Origin of the sequence: Arcobacter venerupis, assembly GCF_013201665.1 — a bacterium.
Lineage (GTDB): Bacteria > Campylobacterota > Campylobacteria > Campylobacterales > Arcobacteraceae > Aliarcobacter > Aliarcobacter venerupis.
On record NZ_CP053840.1, the window covers coordinates 2744160 to 2765530 of the forward strand.

The 21371-nt window shown below is 27.4% G+C and carries 23 protein-coding genes; 11 read left to right on the top strand and 12 right to left on the bottom strand.

Going from position 1 to position 21371, the window contains the following annotated elements; all coding sequences use genetic code 11:
- The 9 genes from AVENP_RS13605 to trmD all read right to left on the bottom strand — a co-directional run bounded on the left by AVENP_RS13605 (window position 1) and on the right by trmD (window position 5916).
- Window positions 1–1122 carry a branched-chain amino acid ABC transporter substrate-binding protein gene (locus AVENP_RS13605; RefSeq protein WP_128359921.1) on the bottom strand — a complete coding sequence of 374 codons (1122 nt, stop codon included), beginning with the start codon at window positions 1120–1122 and terminating at the stop codon, window positions 1–3.
- Window positions 1123–1143: 21 nt separating this feature from the next.
- On the bottom strand, window positions 1144–1803 hold the full coding sequence (locus AVENP_RS13610) for a hypothetical protein (protein WP_128359922.1): 660 nt from the start codon (window positions 1801–1803) through the stop codon (window positions 1144–1146).
- The gene (locus AVENP_RS13615) at window positions 1796–2035 is read right to left on the bottom strand and encodes a hypothetical protein (RefSeq protein WP_128359923.1); all 240 of its coding nucleotides are present in this window, start codon (window positions 2033–2035) and stop codon (window positions 1796–1798) included. The genes AVENP_RS13610 and AVENP_RS13615 overlap by 8 nt, the downstream gene beginning before the upstream one ends.
- A gap of 203 nt (window positions 2036–2238) precedes the next feature.
- On the bottom strand, window positions 2239–3126 hold the full coding sequence (locus tag AVENP_RS13620; protein ID WP_204514136.1) for a DMT family transporter: 888 nt from the start codon (window positions 3124–3126) through the stop codon (window positions 2239–2241).
- A 42-nt stretch (window positions 3127–3168) separates the two neighbouring features.
- Window positions 3169–3720, bottom strand: coding sequence for a hypothetical protein (locus AVENP_RS13625; RefSeq protein ID WP_128359925.1), 552 nt, complete (start codon window positions 3718–3720; stop codon window positions 3169–3171).
- Entirely contained in the window at window positions 3721–4257 is a 537-nt protein-coding gene (locus AVENP_RS13630; RefSeq protein WP_430385363.1) for a DedA family protein, read from the bottom strand.
- A gap of 78 nt (window positions 4258–4335) precedes the next feature.
- The gene (locus AVENP_RS13635) at window positions 4336–4854 is read right to left on the bottom strand and encodes a hypothetical protein (protein WP_128359927.1); all 519 of its coding nucleotides are present in this window, start codon (window positions 4852–4854) and stop codon (window positions 4336–4338) included.
- Window positions 4855–4882: 28 nt separating this feature from the next.
- On the bottom strand, window positions 4883–5242 hold the full coding sequence (rplS, locus tag AVENP_RS13640; protein ID WP_128359928.1) for a 50S ribosomal protein L19: 360 nt from the start codon (window positions 5240–5242) through the stop codon (window positions 4883–4885).
- The gene (gene trmD, locus AVENP_RS13645) at window positions 5239–5916 is read right to left on the bottom strand and encodes a tRNA (guanosine(37)-N1)-methyltransferase TrmD (protein ID WP_128359929.1); all 678 of its coding nucleotides are present in this window, start codon (window positions 5914–5916) and stop codon (window positions 5239–5241) included. Before trmD ends, rplS begins: the two co-directional genes overlap by 4 nt.
- Before the next feature lie 105 nt (window positions 5917–6021).
- On the opposite strand from trmD, the gene AVENP_RS13650 reads away from it, so the two are divergent.
- The 5 genes from AVENP_RS13650 (at window position 6022) to AVENP_RS13670 (ending at window position 11485) form a co-directional block, all read left to right on the top strand.
- Window positions 6022–6366: a hypothetical protein gene (locus AVENP_RS13650; protein WP_128359930.1), complete on the top strand. Its 345-nt coding sequence runs from the start codon at window positions 6022–6024 to the stop codon at window positions 6364–6366.
- Between the two features lie 123 nt (window positions 6367–6489).
- Complete coding sequence (metE, locus tag AVENP_RS13655) at window positions 6490–8760, top strand: 5-methyltetrahydropteroyltriglutamate--homocysteine S-methyltransferase (RefSeq protein WP_128359931.1); 2271 nt, start codon at window positions 6490–6492, stop codon at window positions 8758–8760.
- An 87-nt stretch (window positions 8761–8847) separates the two neighbouring features.
- Window positions 8848–10053, top strand: coding sequence for a threonine ammonia-lyase (gene ilvA / locus AVENP_RS13660; protein WP_128359932.1), 1206 nt, complete (start codon window positions 8848–8850; stop codon window positions 10051–10053).
- A 91-nt stretch (window positions 10054–10144) separates the two neighbouring features.
- Window positions 10145–10831, top strand: coding sequence for a F0F1 ATP synthase subunit A (locus AVENP_RS13665; protein ID WP_128359933.1), 687 nt, complete (start codon window positions 10145–10147; stop codon window positions 10829–10831).
- 84 nt (window positions 10832–10915) lie between these two features.
- On the top strand, window positions 10916–11485 hold the full coding sequence (locus tag AVENP_RS13670; protein WP_128359934.1) for a thiamine phosphate synthase: 570 nt from the start codon (window positions 10916–10918) through the stop codon (window positions 11483–11485).
- Here AVENP_RS13670 and AVENP_RS13675 read toward each other — a convergent pair.
- The gene (locus AVENP_RS13675) at window positions 11482–14214 is read right to left on the bottom strand and encodes a RecB-like helicase (protein ID WP_128359935.1); all 2733 of its coding nucleotides are present in this window, start codon (window positions 14212–14214) and stop codon (window positions 11482–11484) included. The genes AVENP_RS13670 and AVENP_RS13675 overlap by 4 nt on opposite strands.
- A gap of 80 nt (window positions 14215–14294) precedes the next feature.
- Here AVENP_RS13675 and argB point away from each other — a divergent pair, with 80 nt between their 5' ends.
- The 6 genes from argB (at window position 14295) to AVENP_RS13705 (ending at window position 20190) form a co-directional block, all read left to right on the top strand.
- The gene (argB, locus tag AVENP_RS13680; protein ID WP_128359936.1) at window positions 14295–15194 is read left to right on the top strand and encodes an acetylglutamate kinase; all 900 of its coding nucleotides are present in this window, start codon (window positions 14295–14297) and stop codon (window positions 15192–15194) included.
- 122 nt (window positions 15195–15316) lie between these two features.
- Window positions 15317–16798 (top strand): threonine synthase, encoded by a 1482-nt coding sequence (thrC, locus tag AVENP_RS13685; protein ID WP_128359937.1) that lies wholly within the window; start codon window positions 15317–15319, stop codon window positions 16796–16798.
- Between the two features lie 172 nt (window positions 16799–16970).
- A complete protein-coding gene (locus tag AVENP_RS13690) occupies window positions 16971–17477 on the top strand; it encodes a Rieske 2Fe-2S domain-containing protein (RefSeq protein ID WP_128359938.1) in 507 nt (168 codons plus the stop codon).
- A 12-nt stretch (window positions 17478–17489) separates the two neighbouring features.
- Window positions 17490–18740: a cytochrome b gene (locus AVENP_RS13695; RefSeq protein WP_128359939.1), complete on the top strand. Its 1251-nt coding sequence runs from the start codon at window positions 17490–17492 to the stop codon at window positions 18738–18740.
- Window positions 18737–19765, top strand: a complete 1029-nt coding sequence (locus tag AVENP_RS13700; RefSeq protein WP_128359940.1) for a c-type cytochrome — start codon at window positions 18737–18739, stop codon at window positions 19763–19765. Before AVENP_RS13695 ends, AVENP_RS13700 begins: the two co-directional genes overlap by 4 nt.
- Before the next feature lie 29 nt (window positions 19766–19794).
- Window positions 19795–20190, top strand: a complete 396-nt coding sequence (locus AVENP_RS13705) for a hypothetical protein (protein ID WP_128359941.1) — start codon at window positions 19795–19797, stop codon at window positions 20188–20190.
- Between the two features lie 38 nt (window positions 20191–20228).
- Here the strand turns inward: AVENP_RS13705 and AVENP_RS13710 are convergent, their stop codons facing one another.
- Window positions 20229–20900, bottom strand: coding sequence for a 16S rRNA (uracil(1498)-N(3))-methyltransferase (locus AVENP_RS13710; protein WP_128359942.1), 672 nt, complete (start codon window positions 20898–20900; stop codon window positions 20229–20231).
- Window positions 20900–21304 (bottom strand): hypothetical protein, encoded by a 405-nt coding sequence (locus AVENP_RS13715; RefSeq protein ID WP_128359943.1) that lies wholly within the window; start codon window positions 21302–21304, stop codon window positions 20900–20902. Before AVENP_RS13715 ends, AVENP_RS13710 begins: the two co-directional genes overlap by 1 nt.
- Between the last annotated feature and the right edge of the window lie 67 nt (window positions 21305–21371).

Below are 21371 nucleotides of genomic sequence, written 5' to 3' on the forward strand. Positions count from 1 at the left end.
TTATTGACTTATTACGTCTTTAGTACCGTCATTTTTCATTTTATAAACGACAAATTTAGCACCAATTCTTTCACCATCTTCTCTTATGTTAAATGGTCCTGTAATACCTGGAAAATCTTTCATAGTTCTGATATATTTTGCAATTTTTTCAGTATCTAGCGAATTTGTTTTTTCTACAGCTTCCATTATTGCTCTTAAGCCATCTGCATTTGTAACTGGCCAAATTGATGGAGGATCCATTTGGAATTTAGTTTTATATGCTGATAAATATTTTTTAGCTTCTGGGTATGGCAAAATTTCAGGAGTTGGGAAGTTAATTAAAACTGTACCTTCTGCTGCATTACCAGCTAATTTATAGAAATCAGGATTATCATTTGAATCTCCACCAACAAAATCTGCATCAATTTGTAGTTGTTTTTGTTGCGCTCTTAATAAACCACCATCAGTATAATAACCTGAATAATAAATTACATCTGGTTTCATCTCTTTAATTTTAGTTAACATTGCAGAAAAGTTTTGAGTTCCAGATTTAATTTTTCCTCTAAATATCACATTTCCACCAATAGCTTTAATTGAAGCTTCTGTTGCATCACCTAAACCCTCAGAATAAGAAGAATAATCAGATAAAACAACTATATTTTTGTATTGTTTTGTTTTAACCATGTACTCAGCTGTGTAATCACTTTGAGATGAATTAGGGAATGAATTTCTAAAAAAAGTCCAATATTTATTTGTAATTAAAGAATCACTTGTTCCATCAGATGTTTGTAAAACTTTACTTCTGTAATATGTAGTTTGAGCAGCTTCTGTTGCTCCTGAAGTATAAGAACCAATAACTGCAAGTACACCTTCATTTACTAATTTCTTAGCACATACAGCTGCTTTTTGAGCTTTTGCTTCATCATCACAAGTTACAACTTCAATTTTTTTACCTAAGAGTCCACCTTGAGCATTTTTTTCATCAACAATCAATTTTACAAAGTTTTCAATACTTTGCCCTTCATTTGCATATTCTCCAGTAATTGGCGCTTGTACACCTATTTTTACTACATCACTTGCAAAAAGTGAGCCTGCTAATATTGTACTCAACGCTATTGTTTTAGTTATATTTCTTAAATTCATTTATCTCTCCTTAAATTTTATTTATATTGTATGTTCTATCACATAGCAACCTATGCACCATTCACCGATTTTGTCAATTTTATTAATACTCCCCCCTTTAAAGCTAGATTTCAAATTTTTATGTGAAGACACTATTTTATCAAAGGCTTCAATAATATTTTCTAATCTCTCTTTTGCATTTTTTCTAGCACTTGATGAAATATCTAAATAGAATCCAAAAATTCCATAATCTAAAGTTGTTTCATCTTTATTATCTCTTTCTAACATTTTACACATTAATTCAATGTCATCTAAATACTCTTGTTGAACATTTCTAACACCATTTTTTAAAAACATTATTACTTTTGAGATAGAATCATTGTCACTTTTGTGGATAAATCTTTTATCTAAAGTAAGACAAAGAGTTCTATCAATAATATATTTTTTTTTCATAAAATCTCTAAAATCACTTCTATTAGGTAATGAACATCTTAAAATATCAGATACTGTAGCATCTAAAAATAATTCTGGACTATCTTCTAATTTTGCGATTTCTTGAGCAACATGAATAGCTAAAAATTTTGGCGGAGCATAAGATAAATATAACTCATCACATGTCCAAAAAGTATAATTTTTTTTAGCATTTAACATTCCTGTTATTACTGAATTTTCTACACTCTCTTTTAAAGGAAATTTATTCATTATCTAACTCCACATAATTTTCATCAACTTCTTGCAAAATACCACTTTCAAATAAAATGTCTTCAATTAATCTATTTTTTGAAATATTAAGTTCAGAACTTAATATTTTTAATGCCTCATCTAATCTACTATCTATCTTAATAGTTAATTGAGAAATGGTTTTTTTATTTATCAATGTATGCTTATTGATAACTTTTTGAATAATTGATCTTTTATTTTTTAGCTTTGCCATTTTCACCCAAATTATTAAAGATTATTTAGTAATACTTTTTGTACTACCTTTTTTTCTTTAAGCATTATTTCATAGTGAAACTTAACTGAAACTTAATATTTTCACTATATTTGTATAATATATAATCAATTTCGCAATATATAAAAGAATGCTATTTTGATGCTATTTTTCTGTAGATTTTATAGAAAGTTGTATATTTTTTATTAGTTTTTTTCTTTGTTTGATTGCTGTAAAATTAAGCCAATTATAATAATTGATAATCCAAAAATTGTAGATAAAAATATCTCTTCCCCAACAATAAAATGAATAAATATTAAAGAAAGAAAAGGCGATATGAAAATCAAATTTGCAATTTTTGCAGTTGATGTTGCTGTTTGCATTGCTTTTAACCAAAAAAGAAAAGTAATACCCATTTCAAAAAAACCAACATAAGCAGCTGATAATACTCCTTTTACATCAGGAATTATCAAAGGTTGAGTTAATACAAAATAAATAATGATTAAAGGTAGTGAAATTAAAAAGTTTGAGAATAATCCAACAATCGGATCACCTTTATGTTTGGTATTTACAATCCAATACATAGACCATAAAACAGTAGATAATAAAGCAAAAAATACTCCATCAAAATTTGAGAAGTTCAAAGAAAAAGGTGCACCTTTAGTTGAAATAATAAGCACACCAAAATAACAGATAATTCCTGCAAGTATATCTTTAAGTGTTAGTTTTTGTTTTAAAAATATTACTGATAAATATGCCAACATTAAAGCCCAAGTATAATTAATTGCTTGTGCTTCTTGCGCTGGCAATAAATCATAAGCTTTAAAAAGAACAAGATAATATAAAAAAGGGTTTATTAAACCTAATATAAAAACTTTTTTATAATTTGAAAAAATGTGAATTTTTACATCATTAATCTTTTTCTCATAGACAATTACAAAAAATAAAATCAGTGTTGAAAAAAACGATGAATATAAAACTAATTCAATAGGAGTTAAAAATTGTAAAGATACTTTAAAAGCAGTTGCTACAGTTGACCAAAAGAATATTGAAATTAATGCATATTTATATGCTTGTTTTTGAGTATTAATAATTAAGCCTTCAAATTTTAGCTTATTGTATTATATAAAGTTTAATTAATATTTAATTTTTGTTATTTTGTGTTTTATTATTTTATAAAGTCCCATAATTTTATGTTTTAATCTACCTTTACTTAAAAAACCATTCTCTTTCAAAAATTTTTTATATTCAGCAACTTTTCCTTTTATCATTATATAAATTGAAGAGTTTTTAATTTTATAAATAGCTAAAATCAAATTATCATATACAAATTTAAACCATTTGAATTCTAATAATTTTGGTCTTACAATATTGAAAAACCAAAAAATAAACGCAGCTACTGGTATTTTAAGAATATATATAAGTACTGCTGTAACAATATGTCCAGATATAAACAATAATCCTGCATAAGCTCCAATAACTTCAACAATTACAAATATTGAAACAAAAAATATTAAAATAAAATATGAGTTTAAATTTAAAATTTTGGGAATAAGATTTTTAAATATTTCTTGTTTTGTAATAAAAGTAATTATAGGCTTTGCGAACTTTTCCCAAATTAACTCTTCAAAAATTATGTAAATAAATACTAAAAGAATTAAAACAATTTTTAGTATTTTTTTATACATCTATAATCCTTTAATTTTTGTTTGTTTTTTATAATACCAAAAACATAGAATTACTAATAATATCAAAATAACTATAATAATGTAGTGCAAATACTCTTTAATTAATAATTGATTATCTCCTAAAAAATATCCTAAAAGTGTTAAAATCACAACCCAAATAGCAGCACCAAAGGTTGTGTATAAACAAAATACAAATAAATTCATCTTTGCAAGTCCTGCAGGAAATGAGATATATTGTCTAACTACTGGTATTAATCTTCCTGAAAAAGTTGAAATATGCCCATGAACTTTAAAGAATTCTTCCATTTTAATAATAGTTTCTTCTTTTACAAAGAAATATTTGCCATATTTTATTAGAAATTTTCGTCCATATTTTACTGCTAAATAGTAGTTAAATAAAGCTCCACTAAGAGAACCTAATATTCCAAACAAAAGAACTAGGTACATATTCATTTCACCTTTGAATACTAAATATCCAGCAGGAATCATAACAACTTCAGAAGGAAATGGGAAAAATGAACTTTCTAAAAACATCATTATAAAAATACCTACATAACCTAAAGTTCCAACAGTGTTAACTATGAAGTCAATTATACTTGTAAACAATTTATACCTTTAAATTAGTTTTTTCCACTTTGAAATTGAATTATTAATGAGTTCAAATATTTTATCAGATGTTGGTTCAACTTCATCAAAATAATCAGAAACAATTTTTAATATATAAAAATCTTTTATATTCTCTTTACATTTTTGAGAAAAAAACAAAGCTTGTTTATCAACAAGTAAAGTCTCTAAATTTTCATCGGTTTCAAGGGGTTGTTCAATAGTAGTAATATTAGCAAAGTTTAATCCACCAATAAATCTATTAGTACAAAAAAGTGTTCCAAGGGCAATTGAGCCATCACTACAAGATGCAATACTTAAATCAAATGCTTTTGAAATTGAATAGTTTTTAAAAATATAATCCAAAGACTTAACTATTAAATCTTTACTTACTCCAGATATTATAAGTAAGATATCATCGTTGGAATATATTTTATTTTCGACAGACTTTTCTAATTCTTTCAAATTAAAAAATTCAATAATCGGGTTAGCTTCGATTATTGAGGTTGTGTGAATTAAAATCTTAGACATAAATCAAACTAAGGCAAAAGCCTAAGTTTTACTTTCTTTTAAGTTCTTTAATTCTTGCAGCTTTACCTTTTAATTCTCTTAAGAAGTTAAGTTTAGCACGTCTAACTCTTCCTCTTCTTAATACTTCAAAAGATTTTAAAGACTCAGAATATAATGGAAAAATTCTTTCAACACCGATTGAATTTGCACCAATTTTTCTAACTGTAAAAGTTGCGTCTACACCGTTTCCACTTCTACCAATAACAATACCTTCAAAAAGCTGAATTCTTTTTTTCTCACCTTCTTTAATCTCTACACCAAGTCTTACAGTATCTCCTGCTCTGAATTGAGGAATCTCTTTTGACTCAATTTGCGCTGCTTCGAAACTAGCTATATATCTATTTTTCATCGTTTTTCCTTATTAGGTCTATAATATTTTGTCTTACAATTTGACATCTGGAATTTTAAGTCGGAAATTTTACTATGATTTCCCTTTAAGAATTCTTTAACAACACTTAATTTTTGAAAAATTTCAGGTTTAGTAAAAGATGGCGCTTCTAAAAGATTATTTTCATAGCTCTCAACATCCAAAGAATCAGCATTTCCAAGTACATTTTTAACATTTCTTGAAATAGCATCAGCCATGACAAGTGAGGGTAATTCTCCTCCAGTTAAAATGAATTCCCCTATAGAAAATACCTCATTTGCATATTTTTCTATAACTCTTTCATCAATTCCTTCATATCGTCCACTAACAAATACTACATTTTTTTTCTTTGCTAGTCGCTTTGCATCATTTTGTCTAAATGGTTTAGCAGCAGCTAGTGGAAACACAATGTAAGCATCATTATTTTTACTCTTTATTTCATCTAAACAATCAAATAAAGGTTGGCAAGTAAGAAGCATTCCTGCTCCTCCACCTACCATTTGATCATCAACTTTTTTATGTTTATTAGTTGTAAAATCTCTAGGATTATAAAACTCATAAGATATAAAATTTGATTCAATTGCTCTTTTTAATATAGAGTCATGAAAATATGGTTCTATCAAATTTGGGAAAAGTGTTACAAATGTAAATTTCAAAATAAAATCTACCCTTTTTTTGATGGAATCATACCATATTTACTTTTATTTACAATTAAGCATTAATTATTTACACTTCGTACTTATTTATTATAAAGGTTTTACTTGAGATTGCTAAAGGGTTTTGGAAAAAAATATTTTACACTTTGTTCAATACAAGCGTATGCTGTTGCTCCAAAATTACATAGTGTAATTACTTCATTTAAAAATCATTTAAATACAAAACTTTTATTATCATCTCAAGATGAGAAAGAAGAAGACTCTCCACCTAATTTACAAGAATCTCTTGTTCTTTGTTTTTTACAAAACAATAAACCTTGTCATTGTGACTGTGTTTTTAAAAGAAAAACTGCCTTAGCAGTAAGCTTATTTAAATTTATTCCACGATGTCCTTATTATAATACATTCTTCGCATTTAGAAGAACTGGCGTTCATCCTCCTATTTTTTAATTAATCAAAATTTTATATCTGTTGTTATGGCTTTATTCTTAAAGGCCTTTAGTTTTTGCTGCTTGTAAAAGTTGGCAATTATTCTTAAGTTCCATTTTATGGACGCATTTAAAAGGATTAATTATGCAAAAAAATTATGTTATAGGATTTCCAAGAATTGGAGAAAAAAGAGAGCTTAAAAAAGTTTTAGAAAAATACTGGGCAAATCAAAGTGATTTTAGTGAAGTTGAATATTTAGCAAGTCAACTAAGAAAAAGACATTGGAATTACCAAAAAGATGCAAAAGTTGATTTTATTTCATCTAATGATTTTTCATATTATGACAATATGTTAGATACTTCTATATTATTAGGAGCAATTCCAAAAAGATTTGAAAATCTAAAAAACGAAGAGTTATATTTTGCAATGGCAAGGGGAAATGAAACTTGTGTAGCAATGGAAATGACAAAATGGTTTAATACGAACTATCATTACATTGTTCCTGAAATCTCAAAAGAGACTACATTTAAACTAAATAGCAAAAAAATAATTGAAGAGTATAAAGAGGCTCGTGAATTAGGAATTAAAACAAAAATTAATCTAATTGGAGCAATTACATATTTAGGTTTATCAAAAAGTGTTGATAATAGTGATGTTTATTTACATATAAATAGTGTTGTTAATACCTACAAAGATCTATTATTAGAAATATCAAAACTAGATGAGCAAGTTATTGTCCAATTTGATGAGCCATTATTTGTAAAAGATTTAGATTCAAAAGTTTTATCTTTAATCAAACCTGTTTATGATGCACTTGCAAATACAGCTTCTAACATTAAAATTGTTGTTACAACTTATTTTGAACACTCAAATGAAGCCACTAAAATATTAGTAAATACACCAATTTGGGCTCTTGGATTAGATTTTATTTATGGAGCTAAAAATTTTGAAAGTTTAGAATATATAAAAAATTCAAATAAAATTTTAATTGCAGGAATAATTGATGGAAGAAATATTTGGAAAAGTAATTTTAAAGATAAATTACAATTATTAGAAAAAATAGCTTTAACTATTCCAAAAGAGCAATTAATAGTTTCAACATCTTGTTCATTATTGCATGTTCCATTTTCATTAAAATATGAAGACAATTTAGATAAAGAGATAAAATCTTGGTTGGCATTTGCTTGTGAAAAATTAAATGAATTAGCACTTGTGGGAAAACAATTCTTTGATTTAAAATTAAATTTAGAAGAGACATCAACAATTAAAAGAAATTTTGAAGATAACAATCAAAGAAAAACATCACCTAAAATTCACAATATACAAATTCAAAAAGAACTAAAAAATTTAAAAATCCTTGAAAGAACAGATAAATTTGAAGATAGAATAAAAGTTCAAAGAGAGTTTTTTAATTATGATTATCTTACAACTACAACAATTGGTTCATTTCCTCAAACACCAGAAATTAGAGAAAATAGAAAAAACTTTAAAGCAAATCTAATTTCAAAAGACGAATATGAAAAAGAGATAAAAAAATATATTGATGATTGTATCTCTTTTCAAGAAGAGATTGGACTTGACGTTTTAGTGCATGGTGAACCTGAAAGAAATGATATGGTTGAATACTTTGGTGAAATGTTAGATGGCTTTGCCTTCACTCAAAATGCTTGGGTTCAATCTTATGGAAGTAGATGCGTAAAACCTCCTTTAATTTACGGAGATGTAAACAGAGAAAATCCAATGACTGTTGAGTGGATTAAATATGCACAAAGTAAAACTTCAAAAGTAGTAAAAGGAATGTTAACAGGACCAGTTACAATATTAAATTGGTCATTTGTTAGAGATGACATTTCAAGAAGTGAAGTAGCTCATCAAATAGCCCTTGCAATTGCAAAAGAAGTAAATGATTTACAAAATGCTGGAATCAAAATGATTCAAGTAGATGAAGCTGCTTTTAAAGAGGGTTATCCATTAAGAATTGAAAACATGAAAGACTATGCACAATGGGCAGTTGAAAATTTTAGATTAAGTGTAAGTACCTCAAAAATAGACACACAAATTCATACACATATGTGTTATAGTGAGTTTAATGACATTATAAAAACAATTGAAGCTATGGATGCAGATGTTATTTCCATAGAAACAGCAAGAAGTGGAAATAGACTTTTAAGAATTTTTAAAGAAGTAGCTTATAAACAAGAAATTGGTCCTGGAATTTATGATATTCACAGTCCTAGAGTTCCAAGTATAGAAGAGATGGTAAATCAAATAAAAGCATTACTTGAAGTTTTACCAAAAGAACAGTTATGGATAAATCCAGATTGTGGATTAAAAACAAGAAAATGGCCAGAAGTTAAACAGAGTCTAAAAAACATGGTTGAAGCAGTACAAATTATAAAAAAAGGAGAAAAATAAGTAGAGCTTTTGCTCTATTTAAAAAAAGTTTTAATAATACTAAAACTTTTTTTAGATAACATCACAAAAAAAATGAGAAAAGAAATCATGATAACACTTAACAATATAAAAGAAGCAAGAAAAAATCTTGAAAATATAGCAATAAATACTCCAATTGCAAAAGCTCCAATTTTAAGCAAAGAATTAAATGCAGAAATTTTCTTAAAAAAAGAGAACCTACAATTAACAGGAAGTTTTAAATTAAGAGGTGCATTTAACAAAGTTGCCTCTTTAACAAAAGAACAAAAAGATGCAGGTGTAGTTGCAGCAAGTGCTGGAAATCATGCACAAGGTTTAGCTTTTGCAGCACAATATTTTGGCTGTGAAGCTACAATATTTATGCCAGAAGCAACTCCTCTTACAAAAGTATCTGGTGTTAAATCTTATGGTGCAAAAGTTGTTTTAATTGGTGAAAATTTTGATGAAGCTTATCAAGCTGCAACAAAATTTGCAACTGAAAATAAAAAAGAGTTTATTCATCCCTTTGCAGATGATGCTGTAATTGCGGGACAAGGAACAATAACTTTAGAAATTTTAGATGAAATAAAAGACTTAGAACAAATTATTGTTCCAATTGGTGGAGGTGGATTAATCTCTGGAATTGCAATTGCTGCAAAAACTATAAATCCCAATATTAAAATTGTTGGCGTTGTAGCTAGTGGAGCAAGAGGAATGAAAGAATCATTTGAAGCTAGAATGCCAATTGATTCAGTATCAGTAAGAACAATTGCAGATGGAATTGCAGTTAGAGATGTAACGCCAAAATTACTTGATATTATTTTAGATTATGTTGATGAAATAGTTGAAGTTACAGATAATGAAACTGCAAATGCAATTTTATTTTTATTAGAAAAACATAAACTTGTTGTTGAGGGTGCAGGTGCAGTTGCTACAGCTGCACTTATGCATAAAAAAATTGATGTGAAAAATTCAAAAGTTTGTGCAATCGTAAGTGGTGGGAATATTGATGTTACTATGTTATCTTTGATTATAGAAAAAGGTTTAGTAAAATCAAATAGAAAAATGAATCTAATCGTAACACTTATGGATAAACCAGGTGCATTAATGCACTTAACAGAAGTTTTCACAAAAAGCTCTGCAAACATTGTACAAATAGATTATGATAGAAAGTCTGTAAAACTGGACTTTGGTGAAGCACACGTAACCATTGCCCTTGAAACAAAAGGTGAAGAACATCAAGAACTAATAAGGGAAAATTTGAAACAAAGTGGTTATAGATTTAAGCAAATCTAAGTTAATTTATTATCTTTAGAAAGATTTTAGAAAATAAATATTATAATGCAGGCATAATTTAGTATGTAGTAGAACAAAACAAAGGAAGAACATGGAAGGAAGACTGTTTACATTCTTGGGTCTAATTGGTGGGCACGGTCAAGAGTGGATCATCTTATCGCACTATATTTTAGTGCTTGGTATTATTTTTTTAATTGCAAGAGCTGCGACAAGAAAAATGCAATTAGTTCCAACTGGTGCACAAAATGTAATGGAAACATTTATTGGTGGTATCATCAAAATGGGAACAGATACAATGGGTGAGCAAAATGCTAGAACATATATGCCATTAATTGCATCTTTAGCTATTGTAATTTTCGTAAGTAACATGATGGGAGTTATTCCTGGATTTGAAGCTCCAACAAGTAATATTAACTTTACTTTATCATTAGCATTAATTGTATTTGTTTATTATAATTATGTTGGTATTAAGAAAAATGGTTTTGTAGCTTATTTTAAACATTTTATGGGACCAATGGCTATTCTTGCTCCTTTAATGTTCCCTATTGAAATTATCTCTCATATATCAAGAATAATTTCATTATCATTCAGACTTTTTGGATCAATCAGAGGTGATGATATGTTCCTTATGGTACTTTTAATGTTAGTACCTTGGTTATTACCATTACCAGGATTTTTCCTATTAACAGCGTTTGGTTTCTTACAAGCGTTTATCTTCAGTATATTAACTTATGTTTATATTGCTGGTTCTGTTATGATGGAACACGAAGAACACTAATTAAATTTAGTTTCTATTTAAAAAAGGGAATAAGTTTTTACTTATTCCCTTTTTTTATATCTTTTAAAAAGGAATTCTTCTTTTATGAATAATCATAATTTCAAAAACTATCTAATTACTGACCCAAAATATTATTCAAATAATAAAGAACTTTTCAAAGAAAATTTAACGAAAGCTTTAAAAAATCACAAAATAGACTTAGCTTGTTTTAGAGATAAAAGCTCTTCAAATTTTAAAGAGTTAGCTTTAATATTTATTGAAACTTGTAAAAAGTTCAATATAGAAAAAATACTTTTAAATGGTGATTATCTTCTATCTCATGAATTAAAAGCAAACGGAGTTCATCTAACTTCCACTCAATTTGATAAAATAAAAGAGGCAAAAGAACTTGGTTTATATGTGATTATTTCATGTCATAGTTTGAGTGATATTCAAATAGCTTTGGATAATAAAGTAGATGCAGTTACTTATTCTCCTATTTTTGAAACACCAAATAAAGGCGAACCAAAAGGAATAATTGCTTTAGAAGAAGCTATTTATAAATATCCTAATATAAACATTATCGCTCTTGGCGGGATTATAAATGAAGAACAAATAATGCAAATATCTAAAACAAAAGCCTATGGAATTGCATCTATTAGATATTTTGTTTAAACTTCACTAATCTGCACTTCATTTGATTGTAAATAAAGCAAATAAGAAAAAACATTTTGTGTTTGAAAAATATCTTTTATAGCTTTTTTGTAAAAAGCAACTTGAGCTATATGTTCAAGATGTCTATCTTTTGTAGTTTTATAATCAATAATATAATAATTTCCATCTTTGAAAAGAAGTAAATCTATAATTCTTATCTCTTCTTTATAAACCAAAGATTGTTCAGTAATAAACTCACTATCTTTAATAAGTGAAAGAAATTGCTCATTTTTTACCAATAAAGATAATCTATTTTTTATATCAAGAAAATCAATCTCATCTAAAAAGTTTGAGTATCTAGTTTTTGATAAATTCAAAGAATATAGTAAATTATCACTATTAAATTCATTCATCATTTCAAGACAATAGTGAGTTGCAAGTCCAAAATATTTAGCTTTTAGATGGTTTTCATCAAACTCTTTTTCTTTTGAAATTTGTTTCTCTTGCGTTCCTAAATTCATAGCAGTATATAAAACTTTTTCTATTTTTTCATAGTTTTTTGAGATATTTTGACTTTGGATAATAGTTCCAATTTGCGTAGGTTTCATATTTAAAACATCAAAAACTGAAGATTTTGATTTTTTGAAAATAATCATATTATTTTTAGCCCGAGTTAATGCCACATATAAAATATTTATCTCATCTTCAATACTCAAAGCTTTCTCTTTTGAAAGTGCTTTTTCATAATCTTTGTTATAGTTTTCATAACCTTTGATTTTATAAAAAATATTTTTTAATTGCACACTTTCATATTCAAATAAAAGTGAAGATTTATCTACATTTTTTCTTTTAATTCTATCAAGTAAAATTACAGTATTAAACTCTAAACCTTTTGATTTAAAAATAGTTAGAATTTGAAGTCCAACTGATTCTGAGTTTTCCATATTAGAATCTAGTTTATCAATCTCATATACAAAATCAACAATATTTGAAAAAACTGAACTTACTTCAATTAATTTAATTATATTTTCATCAATGATTTTTAGTCTACTTGCTAACTCTTTTATCACTTCTTGAATTGATTTTTCTTCTAATTCTATAGTTAAATCAAGTTCATTTAATATTGGTTTTCCAATTAATGCATTTAGATTTTCTTTGTAAATCTCTTCTTTAAAATAGAGATATTTTATGGCATTTATTACAGCTTTTACATTTTGTTGATTTATAAGTTTTGAAGTCATCTCTGTTGATATTTTCAAAGATGGGAATTTTTGTTTTAAATAATAATATAGATTTAAAACATCATCATTTGTATAAGTTAAAATTGCAATATCATTTGAATTTACACCCTCTTTTAAAAGTTGGGCAATTTTAGAAGCAATATTTTCATATTTATCATCTTCTTCAAGTTTTTCATCAACTATAACTTCAATATATCCACCTTTTGAAACTGACTCTTGTTCAAAGTATTCATAATTTGGAATATTTAAAAACAGAGAGTTTACGTAAGAGATTATATTTTCACAAGAACGATAATTTGTATTTAAAACTTCAACTTCTAAAAGTTTATTTGTATTTGCAACATAATCAAAAAGTTCTCTTTTCCCACCTCTAAATCTATAAATTGATTGTTTTGTGTCTCCCACATAAAAAAATGTTTTGAATTTAGTTTGGTCACCTGCAAGAATCTCTTTTATTAATGGTTCTAAGATTTTATATTGTAAAAGTGAAGTATCTTGAAATTCATCCATCAAAATATGTGAAAAAGATGAATCAAGTCTAAAATATAAAAAATCTTTATCAATTTTTGTAGATAGCAATTCATAAACTAAATTTGAAATGTCATTAAATTCTAAATAGTTTTTATTTTTGTTAAAAGTAAATTTAAACTCTTTAAACATCAAATAAAGTTCAAAAAGTTTACTCAAACTATATCCAGCTCTTAATTTATAATAAATAGCTATTTGTTCTTTCAGATTAAAAAAGTGATTTTCTAAAATATCATTTGCACACTTTTTAAAATATGAATAATCAGCTAAGGTTTCTTTTTCAAGCCAAGTTCTTCCAAATAATTCATCAAAAGTTTCAAAATCAACAGCTTTAATTGCACTAGCACTTGCACCATTACAATTTGAAATTTGCTCTTTTATTTTAAATGCAAACTCTAAAACATTTTGTTTTTGTAAATCAATAAGTTTTGCGTCAATATTTACAATATCAACTGTTTCATTTTTCTCAAGTAGATTTTTGAATAATTCAAAAATTGAATTAAATTTCTTTTTTTCATAGTGAGAAAAATCAATCAAAGTTTCAAATTGAGTTGCATTTAATGATTGTAAAAACTTCATACTTAAAGCTTCAATATCATCAACTTTTATCTCAAAATCATCTGATATTCCAATATATCCACAAAATTCTCGTAAAATCTTATTTATAAATTTATCAATTGTAAAAATAGATAGAGTTGCATTTGAAAATGATTTAACTAAAAAACTCTTTTTTCCAAGAATATCTTGTTTACTTAAATTTGATTGTTCAACAATTGCACTTAAATATGCTTCATCATCACCTAAAGTTAAAAGAGTTTTATAAATTCGCTCACTCATTTCATTTGCAGCTTTATTTGTAAATGTAAGAGTTAAAATTTCATTTGGTTTTGCACCAAGCAACATTAGTGTTATATATCGAACAGTTAAGGCAAAAGTCTTTCCACTTCCTGCACTGGCTTTTAGGGCTAAGTATTTTTTCATGGCCTAATGATACTAAATTTTTTATTAATAAGATTCTTTTAGATATAATCAGCACTCAAAAATCACTTAGGATTATAGATATGCAAAATAAACATCAAAAAGTTCAAACTCTACTTGATGCAATACCATATATTAAAAAATTTTTCGGAAAAGTTATTGTTATCAAATATGGTGGCTCAGCACAAACAAGCCCTGATTTAAAAGAAAAATTTGCTCAAGATATTGTTTTTCTTTCACTTTTAGGAATCAAACCTGTTATTGTTCACGGTGGAGGGGCTAGAATTACTGAATTATTAACAAAATTAGAAATTCCTTCACACTTTGTTGATGGACACAGAGTTACTTGTGAAGAAAGTATGAAAGTTGTTGAAATGGTGTTAAGTGGTGAAATCAATAAAAATATTACATCTTTACTTACACATCATGGAGCAAAAGCAATAGGAATTTCAGGAAAAGATTCAGCTTTAATAAATGCAATCCCAAAAGATGGTGGGAAATTTGGATACACAGGTGAAATCACAAAAGTAAATGGTGCAATGATTAATAATCTAATTAAAGAAGGATTTATTCCTGTTATTGCTCCAATTGGAGATAGCGCAGAACCAAATCATCCAGGATTTAATATAAATGCAGATGTTGCCGCTTGCGAAATTGCTGCTGCTATTGGAGCACAAAAAGTTCTATTCTTAACTGACACTATTGGTGTTTTAGATAAAGAGGGAAAATTAATTCAAACTTTAGATAAACAAAGTGTTGAAAACTACAAAAAAGATGGAACAATCGCTGGTGGAATGATACCAAAAGTTGATTCTTGTATTGATGCAATACACAATGGCGTAAATAAAGCGCACATCATTGATGGAAGAGTTGAACACTCTATTTTACTTGAGTTATTTACAAGTGATGGAATTGGAACTCAATTTATAAGAAAAGAAAATCCTAATAATGGGATAGATATGGAAAAATTATTAAGTGAATAAATAAAGAGCAACGAGTTGCTCTCTTTAGAGTTTGTTTCTTTAGCTGAAATTTATTTTCAGCGTTAAAAGAAATTAAAAAATAATAGGTCCCTAAAAAATTGGGACAATTTTTAAGGATAATTATGAATTTTATTGAAACAAGAGGAAATGATGGTATTAAACCAGTTGAAGTGCCATTTAGTGAAGCTATTTTAAATCCTAGCACTTCATTTGGTGGATTATATGTACCAAAAAGTTTACCAAAATTAGAAGATAACTTTATTTTAAATCATATTAACTCTTCTTATAAAGAACTTGCTTTTGACATATTAAAAGCATTTGAAATTGACATTGATGAAAATGAAATAAATAAAGCCTTAGCTTTATATGACAATTTTGATGATGCGTCAAATCCTTGCCCAGTTGTTAAAGTTAAAGATGATTTATTTGTTCATGAACAATATCATGGTCCAACACGTGCATTTAAAGATATGGCTTTACAACCATTTGGTTCAATTCTTTCTTCAATTGCAAAAAAAAGAGATGAAAAATATTTAATTCTTGCTGCAACTTCTGGAGATACAGGACCAGCTGCACTTAATACTTTTAAAAATAAAGAGAATATTCAAGTAGTTTGTCTTTATCCAGATGGAGGAACAAGTGATGTTCAAAGACTTCAAATGGTTTGTGAAGATGGAAAAAACCTAAAAGTTTTAGGAATAAAAGGAAATTTTGATGATGCACAAAATGCACTAAAAAAACTATTAGCATCTAAAACTTTTAAAGAAGAGTTAGAAAAAGACAATATCAATTTAAGTGCAGCAAACTCAGTAAACTTTGGAAGAATTATTTTTCAAATAATTTACCACTTCTGGTCATATATCCAACTTTTAAAACAAGAAGAGATTACAAATGGTGAAAAAATTTATCTAGTTGTTCCATCTGGAAACTTTGGAAATGTTTTAGGTGGATTCTATGCACTTCAAATGGGTGTTCCAATTGAAAAACTTTTAGTTGCATCAAATGAAAACAATATTTTAACTCAATGGATTAATACAGGAGTTTATGATATTAGAGAAAAAGAGCTAAAACTTACAAAATCTCCTGCAATGGATATATTAAAATCTTCAAACATCGAAAGAGTAATCTATTCATTATTTGGAGCAGAGAGAACTAAAGAATTAATGGAAGATTTAAATAAAAATAATATCTTTAAAATGAGTAAAACTGAAACAGAAAATCTGCAAAAATACTTCTCTGCAATTCACTCAGATGATACTTTTGGTACAAAAACTATAAAAGAGTTTCTTAATATTGGTTACTTAATGGACCCTCATACTGCAACTTGTATTAAAGCTTACAATGACTTAAGACAGAAGCCATTAAAAACTGTTATTTATTCAACTGCTGAATGGACAAAATTCTCTCCAACAGTTTTAAATGCACTAAAAGAAAATGACAACAAATACTCTGATAAAGAGGCTTTAGAAGAAATTTCAACAAAATACAATGCAACTTTAGTTGATAGTATAAAAGAATTATTTAATGCAAAAATAAATCATTCATTGGTTATTGAAAAAGAAAATATTGAAGAAGAAATTGTAAAATTTATTAGAGAATCATAAGATTCTCTAATAATTACTTAAGCATACTTATAAACTATATAAAAAATATACACTGTGTCAGAACTTCACAGAAATCTACTAAAAACAATCAAAATGTGACCTAAGTCAAAACTTTTTAAGTAATTTGATAATATAATCCTAGAATTCTAAATTTAAAAAAAGGAAGCCAAATATGTCTAAAGAAACAAATAGACGAGATTTCATTGGTTACTCATTTGCTGCAGTTGCTGCAGTTGGTGGTGCGGCCTCGCTTGTTGGTATGAAACAAGCATGGGATCCACTTCCAAGCGTTTTAGCTGGAGGATTTACAACAGTAGATCTTGCGTCTATAAAAGCTGGAGAACCTGAAACTTTTGTATGGAGAGGGAAACCTGTATTCGTACTTAAAAAAACTGCAGAGATGGAAAAATCGGAAAGAGATTTAATTGTTGGAGCAGATAGATACATTATTGCTATTGGATTATGTACACATTTAGGTTGTATTCCAGCATGGAGTAAAAATATGTGGAAATGTGCATGTCATGGTGGAGAATATGATGCAAATGCAAAAAATACTTTTGGACCACCACCAAGACCTCTAGATGTTCCTCCATTTAAAATAGATGGTTCTACTATTGTTTTAGGCGAAACAGGTCCTGAATACAACACAATTGCTGCTTTTGTAGCAACAGAAGCATAGGAAAGGGTTCGCATGGCAAAATTTGAAAAAGCAAACTCAGTTGGTGAGTGGTTAGACCAAAGATTAAATCTTACAACATTCAATAAAGTTATGATGACTGAATATTGGATTCCAAAAGATATTAACTTCTTATGGGCAATGGGTGTATTGTTAGCAACAACATTTGGAATATTAATAATTTCTGGAATATTCTTAATGATGTACTACAAACCAGACATTAATTTGGCATTTGATTCTGTAAACTATACAATTATGCAAGAAGTTGCATTTGGTTGGTTATTTAGACATATGCATGGTGTTGCAGCTTCTGTTGTATTCTTAATTATTTATATTCACATGTTTACAGGAATCTATTATGGTTCTTATAAACAAGGTAGAGAGATGATTTGGATTTCTGGTATGTTATTATTTATGACATTCTCAGCTGCTGGATTCTCTGGATATATGTTACCATGGGGACAAATGTCTTACTGGGCGGCAATGGTTATTACAAACTTATTTGGTGGAGTTCCTGTTATTGGAGATGCACTTGTAGTTTGGATTAGAGGAGACTTTAACGTGGCTGATGCTACATTAACAAGATTCTTCATGTTACACGTATTTTTATTACCTATTACTATTATGGCAATTATTGGTGTTCACTTTTATACATTAAGAATTCCTCACGTTAATAATCAAAATTCTGATGAATTTGATTTCGATGCAGAAGCTGAAAAATATTTAGCAGGAAATAAAAAAGAATCAAAAGTTATTCCTTTTTGGCCAATTTTTATCTCTAAAGATTTAGCTGTATTAGGTGTTTTCTTAATTTTCTATTTCTATTTAGTGTTCTTCCATTATAACTTTGCAATGGATCCAGTTAACTTTGACCCAGCTGATAATATGGTAACACCTGCTCATATTTATCCTGAGTGGTATTTCTTATGGTCATATGAAGTATTAAGAGGTTTCTTCTTTGATATTGCTGGATTTAAAGCATTTGATATTGGATTAATAGCATTCGCATTTGCAAATGTTATCTTCTTAGTATTACCATGGTTAGATAGAGATCCAAAAATTCTACCTGCACATAAAAGACCTGTATTCTTTATTTGGTTCTGGGTACTAATGATTGACTTAATAGTATTAACTGTTTATGGTAAATTACCTCCAACAGGTGCAAATGCATGGGTTGGATTCTTTGCAGCATTAGGATTTATCTTATTATTTGTTGTACTTCCAATCGTTACTAAAATTGACGCTAAGAAAAGGGGATCACTATGAGAGAATTAAAAATACTAGCAGTAGTAGTAGCTTTAACGTTAATTACATACTGGGGAGTTGAACCATTCGCACACTCTCAAATGCATCCACATGTTGAAGCAGCAAATTATAAATTTGATAAAGCGGATGAAGAAACATCTAAAGACGCAGTTAAAAAAGCTGAAGAAGCTTTAGTAAAAGCTGAAAAATCAACTAACAAAAAAGATATTGATGCAGCAAAAGCTGATATTGCATCATTAAAAGAATTTGAAAAAACAAGTAATGAATTTTGGGCTTCAAATAAAGAAGCAGAAAATTTAGTTGGTAATGTTGCAAATGGTGAAACATTAGTTACTAGTAACTGTACTGCTTGTCACTCAATTGAAGCAAAAGGTTTCCCAGCAGTTATGGATAATGCAAGTTCAGCAGCTGCTTATGGTGTAGTTCCACCTGATTTAGGAACAGTTGGTAAATTATATACTAAAGAATATTTAGTTGCATTTATTAAAAACCCACCTATGGCATCAAAAGTTTCTCATAAATTTGTTGATGGTAAAGTGCATCCAATGCCAAACTTTGATTGGTTACAACCTCAAGAAATTGCTGATTCTGTTGCTTATTTAAAAGATATCGCACCAAAAGAGATGACTAATAAAGAAGTATTTATTAATGCTTGTCAAAGATGTCACTCAATTAAATACGCAGATATGAAAAATGGTACAATGGCAGCATTTACACCATCTGATGATATCAAAAAATACATGGGAAAAGTACCACCTGATTTATCTCAAATGATTAGATCAAGAGGTCATGAATATTTAGAAACATTCATTAATGATCCACAAAAACACCTTCCTGGTACAGCAATGCCTAGAGTTGGATTAACAGAAGAAGCTCAAGCTCAAGTTATTTCATATTTAGAAGAAGTTGGTGATTCTAAAAAAGCACAAAGAGAAGAACTAGGACCTAAATTCTTAATCTATCTAGTGATTTTTGCGATTTTTGGTTTCTTATGGAAAGCAAGTAAATGGAGAGATGTTCACTAGAACATCTCTTCTATAATAGGAGAAAATAAATGAAATTAGCAAAATTAATAATCGCAGCATCATTATTTGTAGTTTCTGTAAGTGCAAATGATGTGTTACAAAATTCAATGTCAACTATGGAAAAAGGTATGACTCAAATTCAAAAAGGATTTTTAAATAACAACCTTGATTTGATTAAAGAGGGTACAAAACTTGTAAAAGAAGGAAATATTCTTTTTTCTGATGCTAAAGTAATAAACCAATATTTACCTGATAATAAAAAACACATGGTAAATGTTGCTGAAAATGCTTCAAAAAGAATTTCTTTAGATATTACGGAATTAGAAGCTAATTTAGATAATAAAGCATTTATAAAAGCTGCTAATTCATATTCTGATATGTTAAATGCCTGTTCTAGCTGTCACTCAATAGTTAGAAATTGGTAAAAAATTAAAAAAGATAAACTTTAAAGTTTATCTTTTTTTTATAAAAGAATTTTTGAGCTAGCAGATATTATTGCTGTTTCAGAACGAAGTATTAAATTAGAATTAAATCCTACAATATTTTCACTATTAAATTTTCCTCTTTCATTTTTTGAAAAACCACCCTCACATCCAATAACTAAAGTTTTAATTTCATCTTTTTTATTATCAATACAAACTGTTGAGAAATCTAAAAAATAAACATCTTCATTCTCTTTTATAAAATTTTCTAAACCTTTAGAAATTTCAAGTTTAATAATATCAGATCTTCCACATTGAGATGAAGAATTAATTAAAATCTTTTCTAGTTTTTCGATATTTATTTTGAAGTTTTTTTGTGAATAATCAGCATAAATAAATGTGATTTTATCAACTCCCATTTCATTTAGTGAAGTTATATACTTTTCAACTGTTTTTGGATCTACAACACACCAACCAAGATGTAATTTTTTTTCATTAATTAAAATTTTCTCTTCACTTAAAATTAAATTCAAGTTTGCTTTTTTTTTGTCAATAGAGCTAATTTTATATAAATAAATATTATTATCTTTTAAATTTCTAAAATATATCTCATCATCAATTTTATGTCGTCTTGCTTTTATCAAATAATTATAAACATCATCTTTAATTTCTAATATTTCTTTTCCACAAAATTCATCATAAGTAAACTGCATTAAAATACCTTACTTATAATATAAACAGCAATTATTACTGATATTTCAATTGTATAAATCTTTTTTGCATAAACAAAAAATTCATTTTGTAATTCAATTTGATCATGTTTAATAACTCTCATTTTTTTGTATCTTTTTATTTCAATTACTAATAAAAATATAGAAGCAGGAATCATTAAAGCTATTGTAATACTAAAAGTTTGGGCATAAAAAGCTACTATTGTTCCTGTGTAAATTACTATTGCATTTGTTAAATGATATAAAGGTGTCATAAATTTCAATCGTTTTGCTAAAACAATAAACTCTTTTTCTTTAGATACTGAATATAGATTAAATAACATAATTGCTAAGAAAAAATATATTGTATAAACGTGCATCTGAACCGCACTGTGCATTAATTCCATTCTTGTTTATCTCACTTTTAAAAAATTTTGGTATTATATCTAACTTGTCATAAGTTTTTATTTTAAC

What these genes read in the sequence shown, in the direction of transcription:
- AVENP_RS13605 (WP_128359921.1), bottom strand. Translation starts at nt 1,122, where the DNA reads ATGAATTTAAGAAATATAACTAAAACAATAGCGTTGAGTACAATATTA.
- AVENP_RS13610 (WP_128359922.1), bottom strand. Translation starts at nt 1,803, where the DNA reads ATGAATAAATTTCCTTTAAAAGAGAGTGTAGAAAATTCAGTAATAACA.
- AVENP_RS13615 (WP_128359923.1), bottom strand. Translation starts at nt 2,035, where the DNA reads ATGGCAAAGCTAAAAAATAAAAGATCAATTATTCAAAAAGTTATCAAT.
- AVENP_RS13625 (WP_128359925.1), bottom strand. Translation starts at nt 3,720, where the DNA reads ATGTATAAAAAAATACTAAAAATTGTTTTAATTCTTTTAGTATTTATT.
- AVENP_RS13630 (WP_430385363.1), bottom strand. Translation starts at nt 4,257, where the DNA reads ATGATGTTTTTAGAAAGTTCATTTTTCCCATTTCCTTCTGAAGTTGTT.
- AVENP_RS13635 (WP_128359927.1), bottom strand. Translation starts at nt 4,854, where the DNA reads ATGTCTAAGATTTTAATTCACACAACCTCAATAATCGAAGCTAACCCG.
- rplS (WP_128359928.1), bottom strand. Translation starts at nt 5,242, where the DNA reads ATGAAAAATAGATATATAGCTAGTTTCGAAGCAGCGCAAATTGAGTCA.
- metE (WP_128359931.1), top strand. Translation starts at nt 6,490, where the DNA reads ATGCAAAAAAATTATGTTATAGGATTTCCAAGAATTGGAGAAAAAAGA.
- ilvA (WP_128359932.1), top strand. Translation starts at nt 8,848, where the DNA reads ATGATAACACTTAACAATATAAAAGAAGCAAGAAAAAATCTTGAAAAT.
- AVENP_RS13665 (WP_128359933.1), top strand. Translation starts at nt 10,145, where the DNA reads ATGGAAGGAAGACTGTTTACATTCTTGGGTCTAATTGGTGGGCACGGT.
- AVENP_RS13670 (WP_128359934.1), top strand. Translation starts at nt 10,916, where the DNA reads ATGAATAATCATAATTTCAAAAACTATCTAATTACTGACCCAAAATAT.
- AVENP_RS13675 (WP_128359935.1), bottom strand. Translation starts at nt 14,214, where the DNA reads ATGAAAAAATACTTAGCCCTAAAAGCCAGTGCAGGAAGTGGAAAGACT.
- argB (WP_128359936.1), top strand. Translation starts at nt 14,295, where the DNA reads ATGCAAAATAAACATCAAAAAGTTCAAACTCTACTTGATGCAATACCA.
- thrC (WP_128359937.1), top strand. Translation starts at nt 15,317, where the DNA reads ATGAATTTTATTGAAACAAGAGGAAATGATGGTATTAAACCAGTTGAA.
- AVENP_RS13690 (WP_128359938.1), top strand. Translation starts at nt 16,971, where the DNA reads ATGTCTAAAGAAACAAATAGACGAGATTTCATTGGTTACTCATTTGCT.
- AVENP_RS13695 (WP_128359939.1), top strand. Translation starts at nt 17,490, where the DNA reads ATGGCAAAATTTGAAAAAGCAAACTCAGTTGGTGAGTGGTTAGACCAA.
- AVENP_RS13700 (WP_128359940.1), top strand. Translation starts at nt 18,737, where the DNA reads ATGAGAGAATTAAAAATACTAGCAGTAGTAGTAGCTTTAACGTTAATT.
- AVENP_RS13705 (WP_128359941.1), top strand. Translation starts at nt 19,795, where the DNA reads ATGAAATTAGCAAAATTAATAATCGCAGCATCATTATTTGTAGTTTCT.
- AVENP_RS13710 (WP_128359942.1), bottom strand. Translation starts at nt 20,900, where the DNA reads ATGCAGTTTACTTATGATGAATTTTGTGGAAAAGAAATATTAGAAATT.
- AVENP_RS13715 (WP_128359943.1), bottom strand. Translation starts at nt 21,304, where the DNA reads ATGGAATTAATGCACAGTGCGGTTCAGATGCACGTTTATACAATATAT.